At 30.7% G+C, this 24,192-nt stretch carries 22 protein-coding genes; 18 read left to right on the top strand and 4 right to left on the bottom strand.

Going from position 1 to position 24,192, the window contains the following annotated elements:
* Window positions 1-81: 81 nt before the first annotated feature.
* From WNY78_RS05825 to WNY78_RS05815, 3 genes are all read right to left on the bottom strand, one after another.
* The gene (locus tag WNY78_RS05825; protein ID WP_342872252.1) at window positions 82-768 is read right to left on the bottom strand and encodes an ABC transporter ATP-binding protein; all 687 of its coding nucleotides are present in this window, start codon (window positions 766-768) and stop codon (window positions 82-84) included.
* A gap of 67 nt (window positions 769-835) precedes the next feature.
* A complete protein-coding gene (locus WNY78_RS05820; RefSeq protein WP_342872251.1) occupies window positions 836-1,606 on the bottom strand; it encodes a class I SAM-dependent methyltransferase in 771 nt (256 codons plus the stop codon).
* A 57-nt stretch (window positions 1,607-1,663) separates the two neighbouring features.
* The gene (locus WNY78_RS05815) at window positions 1,664-3,532 is read right to left on the bottom strand and encodes an ABC-F family ATP-binding cassette domain-containing protein (protein ID WP_342872250.1); all 1,869 of its coding nucleotides are present in this window, start codon (window positions 3,530-3,532) and stop codon (window positions 1,664-1,666) included.
* A 104-nt stretch (window positions 3,533-3,636) separates the two neighbouring features.
* Between WNY78_RS05815 and WNY78_RS05810 the strand changes: the two genes are divergently transcribed.
* The 18 genes from WNY78_RS05810 to WNY78_RS05725 all read left to right on the top strand — a co-directional run bounded on the left by WNY78_RS05810 (window position 3,637) and on the right by WNY78_RS05725 (window position 23,244).
* On the top strand, window positions 3,637-4,431 hold the full coding sequence (locus tag WNY78_RS05810) for a polysaccharide biosynthesis/export family protein (protein ID WP_342872249.1): 795 nt from the start codon (window positions 3,637-3,639) through the stop codon (window positions 4,429-4,431).
* A gap of 3 nt (window positions 4,432-4,434) precedes the next feature.
* Window positions 4,435-6,909 (top strand): polysaccharide biosynthesis tyrosine autokinase, encoded by a 2,475-nt coding sequence (locus tag WNY78_RS05805; protein WP_342872248.1) that lies wholly within the window; start codon window positions 4,435-4,437, stop codon window positions 6,907-6,909.
* A 1-nt stretch (window position 6,910) separates the two neighbouring features.
* A complete protein-coding gene (locus WNY78_RS05800) occupies window positions 6,911-7,498 on the top strand; it encodes a sugar transferase (RefSeq protein ID WP_342872247.1) in 588 nt (195 codons plus the stop codon).
* Between the two features lie 2 nt (window positions 7,499-7,500).
* Window positions 7,501-8,793: a nucleotide sugar dehydrogenase gene (locus WNY78_RS05795; RefSeq protein ID WP_342872246.1), complete on the top strand. Its 1,293-nt coding sequence runs from the start codon at window positions 7,501-7,503 to the stop codon at window positions 8,791-8,793.
* Window positions 8,793-9,776, top strand: a complete 984-nt coding sequence (locus tag WNY78_RS05790; RefSeq protein ID WP_342872245.1) for an SDR family oxidoreductase — start codon at window positions 8,793-8,795, stop codon at window positions 9,774-9,776. Before WNY78_RS05795 ends, WNY78_RS05790 begins: the two co-directional genes overlap by 1 nt.
* A gap of 187 nt (window positions 9,777-9,963) precedes the next feature.
* Window positions 9,964-10,809, top strand: a complete 846-nt coding sequence (locus tag WNY78_RS05785) for an ABC transporter permease (protein ID WP_342872244.1) — start codon at window positions 9,964-9,966, stop codon at window positions 10,807-10,809.
* A 52-nt stretch (window positions 10,810-10,861) separates the two neighbouring features.
* The gene (locus WNY78_RS05780; RefSeq protein ID WP_342872243.1) at window positions 10,862-12,100 is read left to right on the top strand and encodes an ABC transporter ATP-binding protein; all 1,239 of its coding nucleotides are present in this window, start codon (window positions 10,862-10,864) and stop codon (window positions 12,098-12,100) included.
* A gap of 6 nt (window positions 12,101-12,106) precedes the next feature.
* Entirely contained in the window at window positions 12,107-13,177 is a 1,071-nt protein-coding gene (locus WNY78_RS05775) for a DegT/DnrJ/EryC1/StrS family aminotransferase (protein WP_342872242.1), read from the top strand.
* A complete protein-coding gene (locus WNY78_RS05770; RefSeq protein WP_342872241.1) occupies window positions 13,174-13,872 on the top strand; it encodes a WbqC family protein in 699 nt (232 codons plus the stop codon). Before WNY78_RS05775 ends, WNY78_RS05770 begins: the two co-directional genes overlap by 4 nt.
* On the top strand, window positions 13,869-14,675 hold the full coding sequence (locus WNY78_RS05765; RefSeq protein WP_342872240.1) for a sulfotransferase domain-containing protein: 807 nt from the start codon (window positions 13,869-13,871) through the stop codon (window positions 14,673-14,675). The genes WNY78_RS05770 and WNY78_RS05765 overlap by 4 nt, the downstream gene beginning before the upstream one ends.
* Window positions 14,668-15,690 (top strand): glycosyltransferase, encoded by a 1,023-nt coding sequence (locus tag WNY78_RS05760; protein WP_342872239.1) that lies wholly within the window; start codon window positions 14,668-14,670, stop codon window positions 15,688-15,690. Before WNY78_RS05765 ends, WNY78_RS05760 begins: the two co-directional genes overlap by 8 nt.
* Entirely contained in the window at window positions 15,690-16,631 is a 942-nt protein-coding gene (locus WNY78_RS05755; protein WP_342872238.1) for a sulfotransferase, read from the top strand. Before WNY78_RS05760 ends, WNY78_RS05755 begins: the two co-directional genes overlap by 1 nt.
* A 287-nt stretch (window positions 16,632-16,918) precedes the next feature.
* Entirely contained in the window at window positions 16,919-17,653 is a 735-nt protein-coding gene (locus WNY78_RS05750) for a hypothetical protein (RefSeq protein ID WP_342872237.1), read from the top strand.
* Window positions 17,654-18,078: 425 nt separating this feature from the next.
* On the top strand, window positions 18,079-18,870 hold the full coding sequence (locus WNY78_RS05745; RefSeq protein WP_342872236.1) for a glycosyltransferase family 2 protein: 792 nt from the start codon (window positions 18,079-18,081) through the stop codon (window positions 18,868-18,870).
* 2 nt (window positions 18,871-18,872) lie between these two features.
* A complete protein-coding gene (locus tag WNY78_RS05740) occupies window positions 18,873-19,847 on the top strand; it encodes a glycosyltransferase family 2 protein (protein ID WP_342872235.1) in 975 nt (324 codons plus the stop codon).
* A gap of 32 nt (window positions 19,848-19,879) precedes the next feature.
* Window positions 19,880-21,103, top strand: a complete 1,224-nt coding sequence (locus WNY78_RS05735; RefSeq protein WP_342872234.1) for a glycosyltransferase — start codon at window positions 19,880-19,882, stop codon at window positions 21,101-21,103.
* 108 nt (window positions 21,104-21,211) lie between these two features.
* Window positions 21,212-22,183 carry a sulfotransferase gene (locus WNY78_RS05730; protein WP_342872233.1) on the top strand — a complete coding sequence of 324 codons (972 nt, stop codon included), beginning with the start codon at window positions 21,212-21,214 and terminating at the stop codon, window positions 22,181-22,183.
* A 47-nt stretch (window positions 22,184-22,230) separates the two neighbouring features.
* Window positions 22,231-23,244, top strand: a complete 1,014-nt coding sequence (locus tag WNY78_RS05725) for a hypothetical protein (protein ID WP_342872232.1) — start codon at window positions 22,231-22,233, stop codon at window positions 23,242-23,244.
* A 77-nt stretch (window positions 23,245-23,321) separates the two neighbouring features.
* Here WNY78_RS05725 and WNY78_RS05720 read toward each other — a convergent pair whose 3' ends face one another.
* Window positions 23,322-24,191 (bottom strand): hypothetical protein, encoded by an 870-nt coding sequence (locus tag WNY78_RS05720; RefSeq protein ID WP_342872231.1) that lies wholly within the window; start codon window positions 24,189-24,191, stop codon window positions 23,322-23,324.
* Between the last annotated feature and the right edge of the window lies 1 nt (window position 24,192).

The following is a 24,192-nucleotide window of genomic DNA, read 5'->3' as shown; positions in this document are numbered from 1 at the left end:
AGTTGACTCTGGAATGCTTGCACATTTAAGTTTAATTGAAGCGTTATTGATATTTATAGAAAACTGTGACTGAATCAGAAACTAATAATTCAAAGTATCAGTCTCTACCAATCCATCACGTAATCTAATCACACGACGAGCATGTGCAGCAATATCTTCTTCATGAGTTACCATGATTACAGTATTTCCAGCTTTATGGATGTCATTAAAAAGCGCCATGATTTCATGACCTGTTTTAGAATCTAAATTTCCTGTAGGTTCATCTGCCAAAATAATAGAAGGTTTGTTTACCAAAGCGCGACCTACAGCCACACGCTGACGTTGTCCACCAGAAAGTTGGTTAGGTCTATGATCCATACGATCTGCGAGGCCAACTTCTGTTAGTACTTCTTCGGCACGTTTGGTGCGTTCTGCTTTAGATTTTCCTGCATAAACCATTGGCAGTGCTACGTTGTCTAGCGCAGTTGTTCTTGGTAATAGGTTGAAGGTTTGAAATACGAAGCCAATTTCGGTGTTTCTAATTTCGGCTAATTCATCATCACTCATTTGACTCACATCTTTGCCATTGAGGATATATGCACCTGCAGTTGGAGTATCTAAACAACCCAAAAGGTTCATGAGCGTCGATTTGCCAGAACCTGATGGTCCCATAATTGCGACATAATCTCCAAGTTCTATATCTAAATCGATACCTTTTAAAACGTGTACGGTTTCTTGACCTAACTGGAAATCACGAATGATATTTCTAATTTCAATGACGTTGCTCATACTTAAAAATGACTTTTGATTGTGGTTATTGCAATATACTTAATATGACGCTAAGTTGCACGTGATGTTACATTCTAACCTTAAAATTTTCTTTGACTTGTTCTGTTCTAAAGAATACAAAACCCCAAAAAAATGTATCAATTGTTACAGAAACTTTTGGATGTGTTTTGATGATTTCCCAAGCTTCTAACATGTTTTTAGACCAATAGATATCGTCAAAAATAAACACTGTGTCGTTGTGAGTTTTATCAATTAATGTCTCAAAGTAGTTGATTGTTGCTGCTTTGTTATGGTTGCCATCAAAAAATATGAGGTCGTAAGATTCTTCTTTTAACTTCGGAATGATGGTTTCAAACTCACCCGTTTTTATCGTTGCATTTTTAATGTTTTCTTCGGAAAGTTTATGGGTTGTAAATCCTGAAATATTTGGGCAACCTTCCGCAGAAATAATACTGTTTTCAGAATTACCTAAAGCCATAGCTTGTGTTGCGATACCTAATGAGGTTCCTAATTCTAAGGTGTGTTTTGGTTTAAAATAATTGACAACACGATATAATAATTTAGCACGTTTTAAAGATGTCCCTGAATTTTTTGCAATAGCTCTAATTTGTCGTTCGTTAGATTTAAAGACGCGTGAACCTGAGCCAAAGTCGGTTATTTTAATAGTGGATTTGTTTTTAAATAATGAGTTGCGATAGTTTTTAAGCCTTGAATAGTGTGAATATTTAGTGCTGTTATAAAAACATTTGGTGACCAAATCATAGACAAAAGGCGAATGCACACCATGTTGATTGGTAGATTTGAATAAGAACTTTATGTACTGGATGATTTGAAACACCTTTAAAAAGTTATGATTTTTATTTTTTAGTCATTGTAATGAAAACAACTCAACAATTTATAAACCTAGCTTTTCGGCTAACTCGAACCATCGGGTTTCTTTTACTGTAATGTCGTCAATGATTTTTTGTAATTTTTGAGATAAATCGGTGATTTTGTCTTGAGATAAATTCTCGTCAAGAAACTTGGCTTCCAGTTTTTTCTTATCTAATTCTAACGAACGGATTTTACTTTCTAGGTTTTTGTATTCTTTTTGTTCGTTATAAGTTAATTTATCTGCTTTGTTTTGGTCTTGTTGAATTTCCGAAGCAATAGAAGTCGAAGTTTCTGCTTTTTCTACAGGAGGAGTAGAGGCTTCATACTCACGATAATCGGTATAATTACCTGGAAAATCTTGCACTTCACCTTGACCTTTAAAAACGAAAAGGTGGTCCACAATTTTATCCATAAAATATCTATCGTGAGACACAACGAGTAAACATCCTGGGAAATCCAATAGAAAATCTTCAAGAATATTTAAGGTGACGATATCTAAATCGTTTGTTGGCTCATCTAGAATCAAGAAATTAGGATTCTGAATTAAAACAGTACATAAATACAGTCGTTTTTGTTCGCCTCCACTTAATTTTTCTACGTAGTCGTGTTGCTTTTTTCCGTCGAAAAGAAAACGTTCTAGCAATTGTTTTGCGCTAATTTGTCGTCCTTTTGTTAATGGGATATACTCACCAAATTCTTTGATAACATCAATGACTTTTTGGCCTTCTTTAACGTGTATTCCTCCTTGTGTGTAATATCCAAATTTCACGGTTTCTCCAACGATAACTTTACCAGAGTCTGGTTCTAAGGCATCTGTCAACATGTTTAGAAATGTGGATTTTCCAGTCCCATTTTTTCCAATGATACCAATACGTTCACCACGTTTAAAGGTGTATTCAAATTCATCTAGAATTACTAAGTCATCAAATGATTTTGACACTTTATGAAACTCTACAATCTTGCTTCCCAAACGTTCCATATTGATTTCTAATTCAATTTTATGGTCGTTTCTACGTTGGTGCGCTCGTTTTTTGATATCTGTAAAATCATCAATACGAGATTTCGATTTTGTAGTTCTCGCTTTTGGTTGGCGACGCATCCAATCTAACTCTTTTTTGAAGAGTTGTTTGGCTTTTCCGGTTTCAACTTGTTCTTGTGCAATTCTTGTTTCTTTATTTTCTAAATAGTAAGAGTAATTACCTTTATAGGTGTACATTTTACCATGATCTAACTCAATGATTTCATTACATACACGTTCTAAAAAGTAGCGATCGTGAGTGACCATAAATAAAGTAAACTGTGCTTTAGCAAAATATTGTTCTAGCCATTCTATCATTTCTAAATCTAGGTGATTCGTTGGCTCATCGAGTACTAATAAATCTGGATTGCTAATTAATGCTTGTGCTAAGGCGAGACGTTTTATTTGTCCGCCAGACATCGTACTAATTTTCTGTTCTAGATTGTTGAGGTTTAATTGCGATAATATTTGTTTAAACTGCAATTCAAATTCCCAAGCGTTATGGATTTCCATTTGCTCAAACGCTTTTTGGTAAGCTTCTGCATCTTCAGGATTTTGTAATGCTTTTTCGTAATTCTCTATTATTTTTAGTTGAGGAGATTCAGAATTAAAAATTGTATCGTTGATTGTTAATTTTGGATCAAACTGAGGGTCTTGCGATAAAAATGAGATTCGTAAACCATTTCGCATTACAATTTGTCCAGAATCTGGAGTATCTGCACCAGAAAGGATATTTAGGATGGAGGTTTTTCCACTTCCATTTTTAGCAACGAATGCTATTTTATCATCTTTATGGATACTAAAAGAGAGGTCTTTAAAGAGCTCTAATTCGCCATAAGATTTTGATATGTTTTCAACAGTTAAATAGTTCAAAGGAATATTTTTTACAAAGAAAGTGATATTACTCAAAAAAACGACTAATAGTTTTGATATTAATAGTGATAAGCTATATTTGTGAAGCAACAAGCAACATTATAATGAATAGACTATTATTGCTTACAGGATTGTTACTATGTATGTTATCAACTTCTTGTATTCCACATAAAGATACGATATACCTTCAGAATAAATCAACTACTACTGACTCTACTCAAGTAATGATAGAACAGTTAAAACCATACCGTGTTCAAATTAATGATATTCTTAATGTTAGAATAAAAGTTTTAGATCAAGAAAATGCAAATATTTTTAATCCTGTTGGAGAGGCTAGTTTAGATGCTTCTAGTGCTGAGCGAGCATATTTTGATGGGTTTACGGTTGATTTGCATGGTAATATTAGAATACCATCATTGGGTAAAATCAATGTTTTAGGTTTTACTACTGAAGAAATTGAAGCAGCATTAAAGAAAAAACTTTTAGAAGATCAATTTAAAGAGACTGCAAATATTTTTATAACAGTTAAACTTTCAGGATTACGATTTACTGCTAATGGAGAAGTTGGTTCTCCAGGTACTGTTACGTTGTTTCAAGATCGTGTCAATATTTTTGAAGCAATAGCTAATGTTGGTGAAATTCCTGTTACAGGGAACAAAAAAGAAGTACAGATTATCAGACAATATCCTCAAGGACAAAAAATACACAGTATTGATTTGACAGATGTCAAGGTTATGCAATCCCCTTATTATTATATACAGCCTAATGATATTATATATGTGAGGCCTTTAAAGCAAAAATCTTTAGGAACAGGTACAACTGCAGTTCAAACACTTGGTACAATCGCCACAGTATTGTCATTAATTACGACTACAATATTATTATTTACAAGATTATAGACTATGGAACAAGATACTCGTGAAGAATATGACTCTGGTGAGTCAGGTCGTGTAAGTTTTGATTTTAGAGGTTATTTATTTAAAATAATTAACCTTTGGAAATTTGTCTTGTTATCTATAGGTGTGGCACTTTTGGTAGCCTATTATATAAATGTTCGTAAACAAAACGTCTATAAACTTGATTCGTTAATTTCTGTTGAGAATGATCAAAATCCTTTCTTTACTGCTAATACTAGTATCTCCTTTAATTGGGGAGGCGTATCTGGGAAAGTTGGTAAAATAATAACTGCAATAAAAACAAGAACACATAATGAAAAAGTTGTGGATTCACTTCAGTTCTACATGGATTATCTTGTTGAGGGTAAATATAGAAAGGAAGATATTTATAAAAAAGCACCGTTTGAATTTATTATTGATAAGACAAAACCACAATTGTTAGGGAGTCCCGTAGGGATTCGGTTTTTAAACGCCAATGAGTTTGAAGTGTTTACTCAGTTTGAAGGCAGTACGAGGTCTGCTCAAATATATAGTAGTCAGTTGGTTAAAAAAGTTAATGTGCCTGTTGGAGTTTTTAAAAAGACTTTTAAAAGTGGTGAAGTCATAGATTTGCCTTTTTTAAATGGTAGATTAGTGTTTAAGCCTAATTTGATTGTTAAGCCACAATCTGAGTATTTTATTGAATTTTCAAATTTTGATAGAATCGTTAAAAACTATCAAGACAATATTATTATAGCTCCATCTGCTCAAGCTTCATCTTCTGTTTTAAGATTGCAACTCGCTGGACATAATAAACATAAAATTGTTGATTATTTGAATGCCACTTCAGCTATCTTAAGTTTGTCGGAATTAGAACGTAAAAATTTATATGCTACAAATACAATAAAGTTTATTGATAGTAGTCTTGCAGCTGTAAACGTTAAGCTCAAAGATTTTGGAGATGAAATGAATAATTTCAGAAAACAGAATAAAGTATTTGATGTTACTGAAGAAATCACACAAATATCTGGACAGTTAAGAGGTTATGATTTAACCAAAGAGCAAGAAAAAGCAAAATTGGCCTATTTAGATAATTTGGAAAACTATTTAAATACAAAAACCAATTACACAGAAATTGCAGCTCCAACTTCAGTAGGAATACAAGAAAATAATATATTATCTAGTGTTGGTAAAATAATTCAGTTGGCTGCAGAACGCCAAAACTTAGAGTACACAACTAAAGAAAGTTCTGGATTATTTAAAGAACTTGATCGACGCATTGATGCAGAAAAAAATGTACTTCTTGAAACCATTGGTGCTACTAAAAAAACAATAGGAATTCAATTAACAACCTTAAATAGAAATATTGCGAATTTAGAAGCTAAACTTAGTGGTTTGCCAGAAGATCAACAAGAATATCTTAAAATTCAAAGAAAGCTAGATATTAGTCAAGAAGCTTACAACATTTATATGGTTAAGCGTAGTGAGGCGGCTATTGTTAAGGCAGCTAATATATCTGATATTACAGTGATCGATGAAGCGAAAGATATAGGAGGAGGTCGTATTGGCCCTAACAAGTCTCTTAATTATATGATGGCTTTGATGATGGGCTTTTTTGTTCCTATGTTTTTGATTTTTGGTTTGTTTTTATTAGATAATACTATTCATGGATCTGATGAAGTGGAGCAGTTGTCGAAGATTCCAATATTAGGATTAATAGGAAAATACAACTATAAAAATAATTTAATTGTATTTGAGAAACCAAAGTCGGCAGTAGCAGAATCTTTTAGATCTATACGATCCAGTCTTCAGTTTCTATATAAAAGACAAGGTAAAACTGAAGGAAAAACACTTATGATAACGTCATCTGTAAGTGGAGAAGGAAAAACATTTTGTTCTATAAACATAGCAACGGTTTATGCTCTGTCTGGCAAGAAAACTATTTTGTTAGGACTCGATTTAAGAAAGCCAAAAATATTTGGGGATTTCAATATTGAAAATGATAAAGGAATTGTAAATTATCTTATTGGAGAAAGTAGCTTTGAAGATGTTAAGTCTACTACACATGTAGAAAACTTAGATGTGGTTCCTTCTGGACCAGTACCTCCAAATCCATCAGAGTTATTAATGAGTGATCAAATGAAAATTTTGATTGACCAACTAAGACAAGATTATGATATGATTGTATTAGATACACCTCCTTTGGGTTTAGTTACTGATGCGCTTGAGCTTACGCAATATGCAGATGCTACCATATTTATGGTGCGTTTAGATTACACAAAGAAAGGGATGTTAGCTTTAATCAATGCCAAGTATAGAACTGGAGAAGTTAAAAATATAAGTTTCGTGTTGAATTTTTATAAGCATAAAACCAATCATAATTATGGTTATGGTTATGGGTATGGGTATGGATATGGTTATGGAGTTTATGGTAATGCTTATCATGAACAAGATGATCAATCTATTCTAAAGAGAGTAAAACGTTTTCTAAAGCGAATTTAAATTGATTACTAAAAAGCAACTTTTTGGCAAAAGAATATTTGATTTATTGTTATCCCTTATTCTTTTGCCTTTCTGTATTGTTCCATTAATTTTTCTAATTTTATTAGCAACTATAGATACTAAAGAGTTTGGTGTTTTTTCTCAACTTAGAGTAGGGCAAAATGGTAAATATTTCAAAATATATAAACTAAGAACGCTTAAGCAAGAAAACCATGTATTAGGTCACCTTAATAAAAGTGCTACTCGATTAGGACGATTTTTTAGAAACTCAAAAATTGATGAACTTCCACAATTGTATAACGTTTTAATCGGAGATATGAGTTTTGTTGGTCCTAGACCTGATGTTCAAGGATTTGCTGATGCTTTAATTGGAGATGATAGAATCATATTAAAAGTAAAACCAGGTATTACAGGACCTGCTACTTTAAAATATAAAAACGAAGAAGATATTTTATCTCAACAAATTGACCCTGAAAATTACAATAGAACGATTATTTGGGCAGATAAGGTTGAAATTAATAAAAAATACGTACAAAATTGGAGTTTTTATTTAGATTTGAACTTTATTACTAAATCTATACTTAACTGAAAATGAATACCAATAAAAAAATTACAATTCTTGGATTAGGATATGTAGGGTTGCCTCTAGCTGTTGAATTTGCTAAGAAATATATGGTGATTGGATTTGATATCAATGAAAAACGTATCAAAGAACTTAATAATGGCATAGATAAAACTTTAGAAGTAGAAGACGATCATTTAAAGTCTGTACTCACTTTAGACCCAAATTCTAAAACTGGATTATTTATAACTAATGATACAAATCATATTGTAGATTCTAATGTTTATATCGTCACTGTTCCAACACCAACAGATGAACTTAAAAGACCGGTATTTACACCTTTGATTAAGGCAAGTGAAAGTGTTGCAAAAGGTTTAAAGAAAGGAGATATTGTTATTTATGAGTCTACAGTATATCCAGGAGCAACAGAAGATATTTGTGTGCCAATTTTAGAGAAAAATTCTGGATTAAAATACAATGAAGATTTTTATGCAGGATATTCTCCTGAACGTATTAATCCAGGCGATAAGTTACACACGGTTACCAAAATATTAAAAGTAACCTCAGGTTCTACACCAGAAATAGCCAAAGTTGTTGATGATTTATACAAATCTATTATAACAGCAGGAACGCATTGTGCACCTTCAATTAAGGTTGCTGAAGCAGCTAAAGTAATTGAGAATTCTCAAAGAGATATTAATATTGCATTTGTAAATGAGTTGTCTAAAATATTTAGATTATTAGATATAGACACTAAAGCTGTCTTAGAAGCTGCAGGAACTAAATGGAATTTCATCAAATTTTCTCCAGGTTTAGTAGGAGGTCATTGTATTGGAGTAGATCCTTATTATTTAGCTCAAAAAGCAATAGAGTCTGGTTATAATCCTGAAATTATCCTTGCAGGACGTAAGATGAATGATAGTATGGGAGGTTATGTAGCACAGGAAACTGTGAAGATGATGATTAAAAAGGGAGCTAGAATTAAAGATTCGAATGTGCTTGTTTTAGGAATAACATTCAAAGAAAACTGCCCTGATATAAGAAACTCTAGAGTTATTGATATTATTGAAGAATTTGAATCATATAATGTTAATGTTGATGTGTTTGATCCTTGGGCTTCTAAAGATGAGGTTAAGCATGAATATGGGTTTGATTTATTAGAAAAAGAATCACAATTAAAATCAGATTATGATGCTATTGTATTAGCGGTATCACATAACGAATTCTTGAAAATAGACATACAAAAATTAAAATCGGAAATTGGCGTTATTTTTGACGTTAAATCATTACTTCCAATAGACACAGTAGACGCAAGATTATAATGTACGAAAACAAATATCACAATCAGGATTTGAGTGAACTATCATTTCTTATTACTGGAGGAGGCGGATTTATAGGGTCAAACCTTGTAGAATATCTTTTAAAATATAACGCAAAAAAAGTACGTGTTTTAGATGATTTTTCAAATGGACACAGATATAACTTAACAGAGTTTCATTCTAATCCAGCTTTTGAGCTTATAGAAGGAGATATTAGAGATTTACAAACTTGTAAAGATGCTATGAAAGATATGGACTATGTGTCTCATCAAGCAGCTTTGGGTTCTGTACCTAGATCTATAAATGATCCTGCTACAACTAATGCCGTTAACATATCTGGATTTTTAAATATGATGATTGCTCTCAAAGATTCTCCTTCGGTAAAACGAATGGTCTACGCAGCATCAAGTTCTACATATGGAGATAGTAAAGCATTACCAAAAGTAGAAGATAATATAGGGAACCCTTTATCTCCTTATGCAGTTACAAAATATGTAAACGAACTCTATGCAGATGTCTTCGGAAAAACATATGATACAGATGTGATAGGGTTTAGGTACTTTAACGTATTTGGTCCAAAACAAAGTCCAGATGGTGCTTATGCAGCAGTTATTCCTTTGTTTATGCAATCACTAAAAGATGGAGAATCTCCAAAGATTAATGGTGACGGTGAGCAAACAAGAGACTTTACATACATAGACAATGTTGTTCAAGCTAATGTAAAAGGCTTTTTTGCTTCGGAAAAAGCTAAGAATCAAGTGTTCAACATTGCCTGTGGAGAACGTATAACTATAAACTATTTATGGAATTCACTTAAGGATTCTGCAAATTCTAAAGTTGAAGCCATTTACGGTCCAAACAGACAAGGTGATGTTAGAGACTCTTTAGCAAATATTGATAAAGCTAATACTCTTTTAGGTTATAAGCCAATGTTTACAGTAAGGGAAGGACTAAAAATAACATGGAATTATTTTAAAGCTAAATAGAATTTCAAATGCTTAAATGCGCTGTAGTAATAACTTATTTAATTTGACTTTAAGCATTTTGTTTTTTTTTACTCATGTTGCATTAATATCGCTATATATTCTTTTGAACATATTCTAGTTTCTTCATAGAATCATTATATTAGCTTATTGAAAAACAGGATGTTTTTCTTAATAACTGTAACCACAAATGGCTTTAGAAACTCGAGTTTATCAGAAAGAACGCAACATAAAATTTGGGATGCTTTTAAAAGCAAGCTTGAGTGATATGTATCAATCTCGGTTTTTAGCACGGCAGTTAGCAGAGCGAGACATTAAAGCTATGTACCGACAATCTTATCTTGGTATTATATGGGCTTTCGTAATGCCTTTAGCTACTGCTATTGTATGGATTTTCTTAAATAATAGTGGTACCATTAAATTGTCAGATACCGGAATCCCTTATCCTGTTTTTGCTTTTTCCGGTACTTTAATATGGTCTATTATTGTTGCTTCTATTAATTCTCCAATGCAAAGTACATTATCAGCCAAAGGTATTTTAACTAAAATTAATTTCCCTAAAGAGGCGCTGTTGCTTTCAGGGGTTTATAAGTTATTATTTGATAGTGCTATAAAAATCTTCATTTTGGTTTTATTTGTAATTATATATGGAGTAGGTTTAAATTGGAGTTTGTTGTTGTTTCCTGTTGCAATGCTAGGCGCTATTATTTTCGGAAGTGCATTAGGTTTGTTCTTAACACCCCTTGGGCTTCTTTATAAAGATATTGGTAAAATTATTACTTTCGGCATGCAATTTTTAATGTATGTTACACCTGTGGTTTATGCGATACCAGAAACAGGAACTATGAAAACTATAATGACCTGGAACCCTATAACTCCTATTATGTTAACGGCAAGAGATCTAGTCGTTGGATTTACACCAGAATATCTGAATTATTTTTTAGCGGTACTGGTTGTTTGTATTCCTCTATTGTTTTTAGGGTTAATTGTATATCGTATCTCAATTCCTATAATTGTTGAGCGTTTGAGTGCTTAGGTTATAGTGTGTAAAGAAGTATAAATGAATAATATAAAGTAAAGAATTAAAAATGGCTCAAAGTAATCATATAACGACTAATAACGAAGTCCTTGTAAAAGTTGAAGGTTTGAGCAAAAAATTTTGCAAAAATCTTAAAACAAGTCTTTGGTATGGTGTTAAAGATTTAATAAGTGGTGTAAGTGGTTCTAGCAAAGAACGATTGTTGCGGGATAAAGAGTTTTGGGCAGTAAAAGACATTAATTTTGAATTAAGACGAGGAGAGTGTTTAGGATTAATCGGACATAATGGAGCAGGTAAAAGTACTTTGTTAAAAATACTTAACGGACTTATTAATCCTGATGCAGGTAAGGTTACTATAAAAGGGCGTGTAGGAGCACTCATAGAATTAGGTGCAGGTTTTAATCCTATTTTAAGCGGACGTGAAAACATTTATAATAATGGTGCTATTTTAGGTTTTAGCAGAAAAGAAATAGATGGCAAACTTGAAACTATTATATCATTTGCTGAGCTCGAAGAATTTATAGATATGCCTGTGCAACATTATAGCTCAGGTATGAAGGTAAGGTTAGGTTTTGCTGTAGCTGCACAAATGGAGCCTGATGTATTGATTATTGACGAAGTGTTGGCAGTTGGAGATTTAGGTTTTATCTTAAAGTGCTTTAAAACCATAGATAGTATTTTACCACAAACCGCAGTGATATTTGTCTCTCATAATATGCCAATGATATCACGTATTTGTACACAAATTATTTTAATGGATCATGGTTCATCTCAGTTTCAGGGTGATGATGTTGGTAAAGCTATAGATTTGTATTATAATCGATTTGCTGAAAATGAGAGTTTGGTTGTGTTTACTGATTCTAGTATAGAGTTATCCTTTAGCGAGGTTGTATCTAGCACGTTTGAGAATTCTATAGCACAATTACAATGGGGAACTCAACTTCAGTTTTTGTTTGAGTTTAAAATTCTCTCACCCATTAAGGATTATGAGTTTTTTATTATTATTGTAGATAAAGAACAGCGACCTATAGCGCGTTTAAAAGTAAATGACGATAACTTATCTCCTATTGATGGTAATCCTTCATTTGCATTTAAAGTTTGTCATAACAACTTACAGTTGTCTAAGGGATTATATTCTATTAATTTAGCTGTGAGAGAACGGATTAGTAAATGCCCTGTTTTTAGAATTAATGGTATATTACCATTTCAAATTATTCATAGAGAAGAAACTTGGGAACCTTTTTTATTAACTTCTAGTTTTAAGACTATTTCTAGTAAAACCCATTAGGATTTTATGATAAACGTTACTAAAACATTTTTACCCGCACAAGAGGAATACCAAACTATTTTAAAAGAAGCCTGGAATACAGGATGGATGACCAATAGAGGGGTTTTGGTAAAGCAACTTGAGTTAAAATTACAAGACTATTTAGGTACCGTAAATATCATTGCTATGACTAATGGTACACTGCCCTTACAAATAGCGATAAAAGCTTTAAGGCTTCAGGGTGAGATAATAACAACTCCTTTTAGTTACGTTGCAACGACTAGTAGTATCGTTTGGGAGGGATGTACACCTGTTTTTGTAGATATACATCCCGATTACTTAACTATTGATGAAACGAAAATAGAAGCTAAAATTTCAGATAGAACCTCAGCGATTCTAGCAACTCATGTATTTGGGAATCCATGTAATGTAGAAGCCATTGAAGCCATTGCAAAAAAACATGATTTAAAAGTTATCTATGATGCTGCTCATTGTTTTGGAGTCACTTATAAAGGACAATCTATTTTTAATTTTGGAGACGTAAGTACTTGTAGTTTTCATGCTACTAAATTATTTCATACTGGCGAAGGCGGTGCATTGTTTTGTAAACCTCAATATTTTAATACTATATTTTCACATCATAATTTTGGTCATAATGGACCTGAACAATTTAACGGATTAGGAATTAACGCTAAAATGAGTGAACCTCAAGCAGCTATGGGGTTAGCAGTATTTCCATATATGGAATCTATATTAGCGTCTAGAGAAAAAATAGTAGAAGATTATTCTACTGCTTTGGCATCTTTAAATTTACAGTTTTTAAAAATCAGGGAGCATACAATATGGAATTTTAGTTATTATCCAGTGATTTTTGAAGATGAAAAACAATTGTTAAATGTTAAATTGGCATTAGAAAAATGTTCTATATTTCCTAGACGTTATTTTTATCCTAGTTTAGATACTTTATCTTATGTAGAGACTTCAAACTTACCCTATTCAGCATCAATATCAAAACGTATATTGTGTTTGCCTCTTTATCATAATTTAGACAAAAACAGTCTGCAGGATATTATTAATACTATTAAAGATAATTTATGAAAGTAGCTATAATGCAACCATATTTATTTCCATATATAGGTTATTTTCAGATGGTTAGCGCTAGTGAAATATTTGTTTTTTATGATAACGTAGATTACATCCAAAGAGGATTTATTAATAGAAATAATCTATTGTCTAGTAATGGGAAACAGTATTTTACAGTACCCGTAAAGAAAAGTAGTCTAGGGACGAAAATAAATGAAGTTTTTATTAGTGATTATGACACGTGGAAAACTAAATTTTTAACACAAATAAAGTTTACTTATTCTAAAGCCCCTTTCTTTGATAGTATATATGAAGTTTTGGAAAATTTTTTGCAAAAAAAAAAATACTTTATGATAAGTGAATTTTCATCAGAATCTGTTATTATGATTCTTGAATATTTAAATATTCAAAATCATATTTTATTTAGTTCAGAAATTAAAGAATTCAAAGACATTAATGATAAAGTAGAAAAACTAGAATATATATTAAATCGACTAGAGGCAAGAACAATTTTATTACCTCCAGGCTCAAAACAATTATATATGGATTGGGAGCCTATCAATATTGAAAAAAAGATATTAGAAATGCCTGAAATATTTTATAAACAGTTTGATTATCAGTTTGTAGAAAATTTATCAATCATTGATGTTTTAATGTTTAATGAGCCAGAAAAAGTCCGATGGTTTATAGAAAAAATTAACTACCAATGAAAACAATAACAGGAATTCATGGAGTCCCAAGGTCGGGAACATCATGGTTGGCACAAATTTTTAATGCCTCTCCCGAGGTAACATTAAAGTTTCAACCTTTGTTTTCATATGCATTTAAAGATCAACTTAATGAAATGTCTTCGGCAGAAGAAATTACTGATTTTTTTAATGCCATTTATGCCAGCGATGATGACTTTATAAATATGAGAGATACTGAATTGCTTAAAGGCTATCCTCATTTTATGAAATCAGAAGAACAACCGCATTTAGTGTTTAAGCATGTACGCTATCATTATGTTTTGCCAAATATTATGAATAAAAACAGCAAATTGAAGTTGATTTTAGTGGTAAGAAACCCAATGGCTGTTTTAAGTTCATGGAAAAACGCCCCTAGAGAATTTAATAAAGATTGGAGTTTTTCTAAGGAATGGAAATTAGCACAGAATAAGAATGTTGACAGAGCTGATTATTTTGGATTTAATAAATGGAAAGAGGCAACAAATATGTTTTTAACTTTAGAAAAAGCTTACCCGAATAGAGTGAAAATAATTACGTATAAATCAATCCTTAAAAATACATTAGAAGTAGCAGAAGAGTTATATCAATTTGCTGAAATAACCTTTGGTGAGCAGTGTGTGAAATTTATTCGAGAAAGTAAAACAAAACAGGTTGATGATCCTAATAGTGTCTATAAGGTAAAGAGTAATGATGAAGCTTATAAAATGGATTTAGCAATAGAGTTCCAGAATGAAATTATTCAAAACTTAAAAGGAACACATCTAGAAAGATTTTTAAATGAATAACCAAAGTGCTCCTCTTATTAGTGTAAGTGTGGTAACATATAATCATGTTAACTATATTAAACAATGCCTAGAGGGTATTTTAATGCAAAAAACCACTTTTCCATTTGAAATTATTTTAGGTGAAGACGAGAGCACTGATGGTACTAGAGCTATTTGTGAAGAATATGCAGAGAGATTTCCAAACATTATAAGATTATTTCTCCGTTCTAGGAAAGATGTCATAAAAATTAACGGTAATGCAACAGGGAGGTTTAATTTTATGGAAAATTTGAAAGCCTGCCAAGGTAAATATATAGCCACTTGTGAAGGTGATGATTATTGGATAGATCCATTGAAATTACAAAAACAAGTAGATTTATTGGAATCGGACAAGGATATGATAGCATGTCATCACTGGCAAAAAATTGCAGTAGAAGAAAACGGTATATTTATAGAAAAACTATCACCTAAAGACGGATATCATCCGCAATCAATTTCAACAGTTCAGGATATTTTTAATAATAAGATGCGTGTTAAAATGCGTACCTTAATGTTTAAAAATATCATTGATATTAATTTTATTCCAGATTGGTTTAGTCAAGTTGCTTTTGGTGACGTTCCTATATCAATGCTTTTGGGTAAACACGGATATTTTGGTTTTATAGATGAAAAAATGGCTGTTTATAGACAAACTAAAAAAGGTGTGTCAACTAGTGGTCTAAAAGAACTGGGAAGGAAGAAATTTAATGAACAACATTTTAAAAATTGGATCCAAATTTGGGATTTAGGAAATATTGAATATAATTATCAATATCAAAGCGAAGTAGATAAAACTATCGAAGAGTTCTATATAAGAATATTAAAACTCACTTCAGTATCTTTAAAGACTTATATAAGGCTAATATCTTATAATATTTTTGAAAGAAAGGTTGGCTTTTTGAAAACATATAAACAGACGCTCTTAATTACTTATGCTTTTATTAAAACTTTTTTTAAAAAGGCTAAAAATAAAGTCCAAAAAATGTTAGAAATTTAATGAAAGAGGAGAATTTAATATTTATTATTTCACAGCCAAGAAGTGGTTCTACTTATTTGCAAAACTTATTATCAAATAATGATGAAACTAATACTTGTAGTGAACCATGGTTGTTATTATATTTTTCAAATCAACTTAAACCTAATTTATTTGAAGCGAAATTTGATAATAAAATAGCTATAGCTGCTTTTAGTGATTATCTAGAAAAGCACCCAAGTATAAACTTTAATGAGGAACAAAAAACATTTTTATTGAACTTATACAAACCTCTTTTTGAGGGGTATAAATTTGCCATTGATAAAACACCGAGATACTGGGAAATTATGGATGAGATTATAGCCCTATTTCCTAATTGTAAAATGATTATTTTAAAGCGTAATCCATTAAATGTTGCAAAATCAATTATTAAAACTTGGAATATAAATTCAATACCAAAACTAAGTTATTACAAAAGAGATTTGTTATTTGGTCCAAAACAAATCCATGCCTTTAGTGAGAAACATAGTACTAATCACAATGTATATACTCTACGATATGAAGACTTAATTAAAGATACAGCAGAGGAGATCAAAAAAGTATATGAATGGATAGGTATTACTTATCATTTAGGAGTACCCGACACAAGTAATAACAAAAAGTACAAAGGTAAATTTGGAGATCCATATCAAAATTCTGAGAAACCTTTTGGTGAGATTAAGACAGAGAATAAACAAAAAGCATTGAATAAAATGTTTAAAGATTTTTTAATAGGTTATGAGAATTACTTAGGATCAGAATTTTTAATAGCTTATGGTAATTATAAAGTAATTGAAGTAAAACAAAAACAGACAAGAGCATTTAATTATTTTATGCATTTTCGTAATAATGGTAAAAACGGGATTAATTTGAAAAAAGAATTTAAGTATCTATTTAAAGAATGTTTTTATAGACTGTTTAAATAACGGTATAATAATATATCTCTGATTCATAATGTTTATTAAGCAGATGTGTTTGTAATTTTTTCCTTGATGGATGACTTGCTCATTAAAAAATAAAATAAAAATTATAATAGCCACAAAGAATCAACATGTTATGACCTAGTCGTTGGATAAACATATTAGAAAATTAATTAATACCTTTCGATGGTATTGGATTGAAAAGAAACATCGAAGCATTCAAAAAATGATGGAATTAATCTGTGTAATATTTAAAATTTCTCTTGAAATGGTATACAATAAAATTATAAAAAATGATTAAAAACCTCTTGAATAAATACATTAATAATGTTATCTCTAGAATTATAAAAAAGCAATCTAAAATCCAACAGGAACAATTTGCGTTACAAGCTATTTCAGGGTTATTTAATGAATCTCACTTTATACCATTTACCAGGTGGTCAATTTCTCCTAGTACAATACAACATATTTTGAATGACATTGAAATTAACAAACGAAATTGTATTGTAGAATTCGGTGCAGGATCATCCACATTATATATTGCAAAACTTCTTAAAACGAAAGGTTCAAAAGCTTCATTTTTCAGTATAGAATCTGATGAAAAATGGGCAAGAACTATTGAAAATGATATAAAAAAAATGCAATTGGATGATTTTGTCACCATAATTTATGCACCCATTACTAAAATATCAAAAAGAATTTCACATGGCCAACAGACGCATTGGTATGACACACAAGTGTTAGATAGTATATTTGTAGACATTCATGCAATTGATTTAATATTGGTTGATGGTCCACATGGTAAAACCACTCCTTTCGCAAGATATTCAGCAATCCCTTATTTACAAACCAAACTCTCTACAAGTTATAGTATATATTTAGACGACATTGGAAGAGATGAGGAAAAAGAAATCGTTAGTGAATGGAAAAAAAGTTTGAATTGCAATACAAGTATTAGTCATCGGTATGCCTTGCTTTCCAGTGATATAGACCTCATAACAATGCCCTTCCGTTTAAAGGTTTGGTAGGAAGTTTGATGGGTACAATCCTATCAATAATTATTCCTTCTTATTATAGGTGGTACTTGATTGTTGATACTATTTATAGTTGGCAAAATCAGAGTTATGAATATTAGGAATATATCAATGTAGATGATTAGTCTACTGATAATTTTGAGGAAATCATCAATAATTTTATTGAAGCAATTTCAAGAATACAATATTATCAAACATCAAAACATTTAAAAATGGAGCCTTAGCAGCGAGGAATCATGGTTTTACTAATTGTAATGATATTTATATCAATTTTTTCCAATATTGTGGGAAGAAGTTTCAAAACGCTGCAGCTTTAAAAATTATGATAGTAAACTATTTTAATTTATTAAAACTTTAAATCTTTTGATGCCTTCTAGTATTTACATTTTTAATTTTAAATTGCAAATAAATTCACAATAATGCTGATTTCGATCATCACCATAAACTACAACAATTTACAAGGGTTAAAAAATACCATGAACAGTGTTTTTGAGCAATCCTATAAGGACATTGAATATATCATAATAGATGGTGGGAGTACAGATGGAAGTAAAGATTTTATTGAAAGCAAGAAAGAATCTTTATACTATTGGGTTAGTGAAAAAGATGGAGGGATTTATGACGCCATGAATAAAGGAATAGATCAAGCCACTGGTAATTATTTGTTGTTTTTGAATAGTGGAGATTGGTTGGTTGATAAATTAGTTGTTGAGAAGTTTGTAAATTTAAAACCTATTGAAGATATTGTTTATGGAGATCCTTTGGTTAGAAATGGTAGTAAATGGAAAAGAAAGTCTATGCCAAAAGAAATGAATGCAGTTATTGCTTTAACTAACACATTAAATCACCAGGCCATTTTTTATAGTAGTAACTTAACAAGTGACAATTTTAGGTATAATACCTCTTATAAAGTTATTAGTGATTGGATTTTTACCAATGATGCTATTATTCTTAAAAATGGTACAACTAGATATATAGATTTATTAGTTTCCTGTTTTGAAAACCCTGGTATTAGTAGTGATTTTAGTTTAAGAAATAAAGAACGTAAACGTTATTTAAAGGAGAATTTTGATCCTATGTTCTTAAACCTTTTAAAAGAATATAAGTTAATTCGTAATCAACATAATAGTTTGAAAAATAGTTTTTTAGTGCGAATAATGGTTAAGATGCTTCAAAAAAAAGGACAATTTATACAATACTTTAAGAAGTAACTATGAAACAACCGTTAGTTAGTGTAATTATACCAAGCTATAATTCTAAAGCTTATTTAAAGGATGCTGTAGCAAGTGCGTTGAATCAAAGCTACAAGCCTATAGAAGTAATCGTAGTTGATGATGGGTCTACAGATGATACACGTGATTTATTTCCTGACTTTGAGGCTAAAGGTGTAAGTTGTTTTTATATAAAAAATGGAGGAGCCTCTAATGCTCGTAATTTTGGTTTAGAAAAATCTTCTGGAGATTATATCCAATTTTTAGATGCCGATGATATTATTGCTCCTTATAAGATAGAGAAGCAGCTTGCTATGATGCAAAAAGCAAATGCCGATTTAAGTTATGTTCCATGGCTTTATTTTGAAGAAACTATTAATGAGTCCATTAAAACGCAATTTAGGTTTTCTCATATTGACCATTCCAAGATTAGGACAGGTAAGGAGTTGATGATTAGTTATGGTATGGAAAATTGGTTTATCCTCACTGTATCTTGGTTGGTAAAAAAAGAATTGATAGAAAAAGCTGGGTATTGGAATCCTGCAAAATGTCCAAATGATGATGGTGAGTACTTTTCAAGAGTCTTGTTTTGGGCTAAAAAAGTTATTTGTAGCAATGAGGTTTTAGCTTATTACAGAAAAACACCAAGTGATAGTTTGAGTAAATTAAATTCAGAGCCAAAAATTGAAGCATCATATAAAAGTTTTTTACAAATAGAATCTTTATTGTTAACATGCTTAGACAATAGGTTAATGAGTTACCCAAAACGGATGTTTTACATGCAATATAAACTCGTAAAGAATAACTATCCTGATTTAGCTAAAAGAGCAGCTCATAATTTTGATAGAATTAAAGCACCTAGCTTTTTAGGTAATAAACCTTACTATTGGAAATTTATAAATTTGTTTGGTTTATATAATGGTACTAAACTCTATAAGTTTTTACAGCCAATTTGGCGATTACTAAAGAGAAATTAATCAGTAATATAAAAAGATAAGTTATACCAATTATGAAAACCATTTGCTTTGTTGTCCATAGGTTTCCATCTGTTTCTGAAACATTTGTTGTCAATCAAGTTGTAGGTGCTAAAACACAAGGGTATACGGTATGTATTTTAACCTATAAGTTGGGATTACTAGAACAATCTTCACAGCGTGATCTTATAGAAAAGCATGACTTATTAAGTCATACGATTGTTATGGATTATAAGATTCCTAAATCCAAATTAAAACAACTCACTGTTGGTTTTTTTTTAACAATTAGAAACATTAAATATTGGACAAAGCCAGTAAATGTATCCATGAAACATAGAATTTTAAATTGGCCATTTCTGCTTAAATTTTATGAAAAATTACGACATGTTGATGTGTTTCATATCCAATATGCTATGGTAGGCACAGGAATTTCAGAAATGACAATGAATGGATTATTGAATGCAAAAATAATAACCACATTTCATGGTCACGATGCACATTTTAAAAATGAAAAAGAATTAAAATGGTTGCAGAATTCCTATAAGGTCTTGTTTCGTATTGCTAATTATATAACGGTGAATACGCCATATTTGGAAAACCAGGTCATGGAGCTTGGATGTAAAAAAGAGACATTAAAAGTTGTTCCAATGGCAATTGATGTTTCGTATTTTAAAAGTAAGGAGTTAAAAGAATTGCCTAATCAAGGAGAAGTAAAACTTATTTCAGTTGGTCGTCTCATTGATTTTAAAGGATTTGAATATGCTATTAAAGCGGTGAAGTTGTTAGTCGAGAAAGGTGTTAATACGCATTATACTATTGTGGGAGATGGAGAATTATTTGACACTTTACAAAATCAGATTAAATCATTAAATCTTAATAATCATGTAACATTGGTTGGTAAAAAAAGTCAAGAAGACATCAAGAAGGCTTTACAATATCATCATTTATATTTAATGAGTTCTATTACCAATACAAAAGGGAGGTGTGAGACACAAGGAGTGGTAACAGCCGAAGCTCAAGCCATGGGGCTGCCTATAGTGGCATTTAATAATGGTGGTATCCCTTACACCATTTGTGATGGTGAAACTGGGATTTTAGTACCCGAAAAAGATGTACAATCTTATGCAGATGCAATTTTAGAATTAATAAGTGATCCTAGTAGATATCAAAACATGAGTAAAAAAGCTCGAGAATTTGCAGTCAATAATTTTTCTAACCAATTGATGACAGAACGATTTTTAACCTTATATGAAAGTTGAAAATTATAATATATTGTATTAAAAATTTTTTACTCAATAAAAATTGTGTAAAATGAACTTCAATCATTTAAATTTATATTATTTAAATGATTGAATTAAATAGTGTCTATGAATAATTGGATTGCCCCTAAAACTGATTTACTGCCAGATTTTATTATTGGAGGTGCCATGAAAAGTGGTACAAGTACCATACATAATATTTTAGAAAAACATCCAAAGGTTTTTATACCAAAAAAGGAAATTGGTTTTTTTGACATAGATAATATTTTAGAACATAGCGATTTTAATTTTTTTGCAGACAATAAATGGGTAAGTCAATCTATGGAAAAAGATCCAGAAAAAATGTGGAGCTGGTACCAGGAAAAATTTAAAGGGAATGAGTCGTGTCTAATGGGAGAAGATTCAACCACCTATCTGGCTTCAAAAATAGCAGCTAAGCGGATTTCATTACAAAAGAAAGACATCAAACTAATTTTTGTATTAAGACAACCAAGTTTACGTGCGTATTCTAATTATTATCATCTTTTGCGGACTGGACGAGCTACACACAGTTTTGAAGATACTCTTAGATTTAATCCTTTTACTGTAATTAATAGAAGTTTATACAAAGAACAAATTGAGAGCTATTATAAATTTATTCCTAAATCCAGGATTAAGGTAGTTTTGTTTGAGGATTTAATAGAAAATCAAGAGGCTGTTATTAAAGAATTGTGCCAGTTTCTAAATCTTAATTTTGATGAACTGCCAGCAGATTCACTAAATATACATTCAAATAAGGCTAGTGTTCCTAAGAGTATTACTCGCCAATTTCAAAAAAACGCATTATTGAGAAGTTTGGCTAACGCAAAATATGCTAATGACCTGCCTTTTAAATCATTAACTGAAATTAAGCAAAGACCATTTATCATAAAAGCAATTAATAAGGTATACGGAAAGATTAATCCTAAATTAGCAATAAAACCTCCCGAAATACTTCCAGAAACTAAAACGTTTTTAGATGCTTATTTTTATAATCAATTATTAGGATTAGACGAATTAATAGATCAAGAGGTAATGTCAAAATGGTTTGATTTTAAATGATTAATAAGAGTGGTTTAATAAAGTCATGCCTTCAATTGTAGTAAGTAATGAATAAATTTTTTATTAGATGCATAGTATTCATGCTACCATTAGTTGGTTTGCTGTCTGGTGATATATTTATGTCTTTAGATGTATTCACGCATAGACCATGGGAAGCCTTGCTTTTTAAGTCTAATAAAACAATGTATTTTTACCCTAATCAGAATTTGACTAAACAATCTGTTGGAGATTTATGTCATCATACGCCATTTGCAATCAAGAAAAATGAGAATTGGATTACGGACAAGTTAGGCTATAGAAATAATACATTTATAAAACAAGCAGACGTGCTTATAATTGGTGATTCATTTATTGTAGGTTCAAGTATTACCCAAGATTCAACAGTAACAAATTTATTAACAAAAAAACTTAATCGTAAAATCTACAATATTTCTCCAGCCAATTTTGTGGATTTTATTGATTTATTGAATCGTGGAGAAATTGAAAAACCTAAAACAATTATATATTCATTAAATGAGAGGGGAATTCCTTCGCCTATTAAATTATCTGAACAAACAAGAATTATGGAAGATGTGTCATCATTCTCAGTTTTTAAAGATAAGGTAACACGATTATATTCTTTAAAATATCTTAACTCTAGACTTAATGGAAAAAACGGTAAAGGAGTTCCAGGAACGATAGATTCAAGTATGTTTTTTCTGAATGGAAAAGAAGAAAAATACCATTATGACAAGATTTTAAATGTAGCTCAAACTATTAAATCATATAAAGACTATTGTGAGTCTATAGATGTTGATTTTATATTTCTACCGTTACCAATTAAAGAAACTGTTTATTTTGATAAAATTCCATTAAAAATGCAACCTGATTATCTTTTAAAATTAGATTCAGTACTTCACAAAAATCAAATCAAAACACTTAATACTTTAGAATTATTTAAAAATTATCGAAAATCAAATTCTAAATTAATTTATCATCTTGATGATTCCCATTGGAATGCTAATGGAGTAGAATTGATTGCCTCGAAATTAGCGGAATATATACGAAAATCAAAATATTAAAAAGCATATCAAATAGCAATTATTCTATCTCTATAATAAAGTTTATCACTATTGATTTCTAAAGTGTATAATAAGTTTTAAAATTCTTTTTCAAACCATAACGAGAACTTTCTAGCACCAATATGATTAAGATGCTCGAGATCTTTAAAATCGGAATCCTCCATTGGGAAATTTTGAAAATCTAAAAATGGTATCGTTTCGAAATTTTCTTTGCGATACGTTTGAAAAATAGTTTCAAATCTGTGTCCATCGAATTTTTTGTGGTATGGACTTCTCACGAAAACTATTTTAATATTTTCAGTTTCACAAAGACGAACCATTTTATTTAGATATGAAATATCGTATTGGGATAAGCTATTCTCTTTTAGACTATATTGTTTTTGTGGATTATATGTTAAAGTATCTAATATGGATTCAATACGAGTATTATTAACATATCGATATCCACCAATTGAATCTATATAGTTGTAGCGGTTCAATATGATTCGTTGTAAATTTTTAGCAATACCTTTAATTAACTCCTGTTGATATCCAATATTATTGTCTGTAGCTAGTAGCCGATGATCTTCAAATTCAAAAAACGCTAAATAGTTAGGTACTTGATGCTTTCTCCATAATTTTGAGTCTTCCCATTTTAAAATGGTCTTTGGGTTGAATTCCACAAATACAGAATCCACTTGAGGATTTTGTTTCAGAATCTCTTTCAACTTTTGATAACCATAAAAATAAGAATCTCCAGGGTCTGATAGATTTTTAAGATTTGAAATCAGCGAATCATTAAAAGTGCCAGTAGGATGTGAGTTGCCAAGTACTATCTTATTTGTATTAGGTTTAAGTTTAAAATCTGCCCTCGAATTGATCACATAATTACTACTCACTAACATTATAAAAATGCTTCCGTAAACTATGCTCAAAAACAGAATGGTATTTTTTAAAAATAGCCTCATA

The sequence above is a fragment of the Psychroserpens sp. AS72 genome (genome assembly GCF_038900375.1).
In the GTDB taxonomy this organism is placed as follows: Bacteria; Bacteroidota; Bacteroidia; order Flavobacteriales; family Flavobacteriaceae; genus Psychroserpens.
Note: the sequence above shows the minus strand (reverse complement) of the source record. Positions and strands in the feature narration are given on the sequence as shown.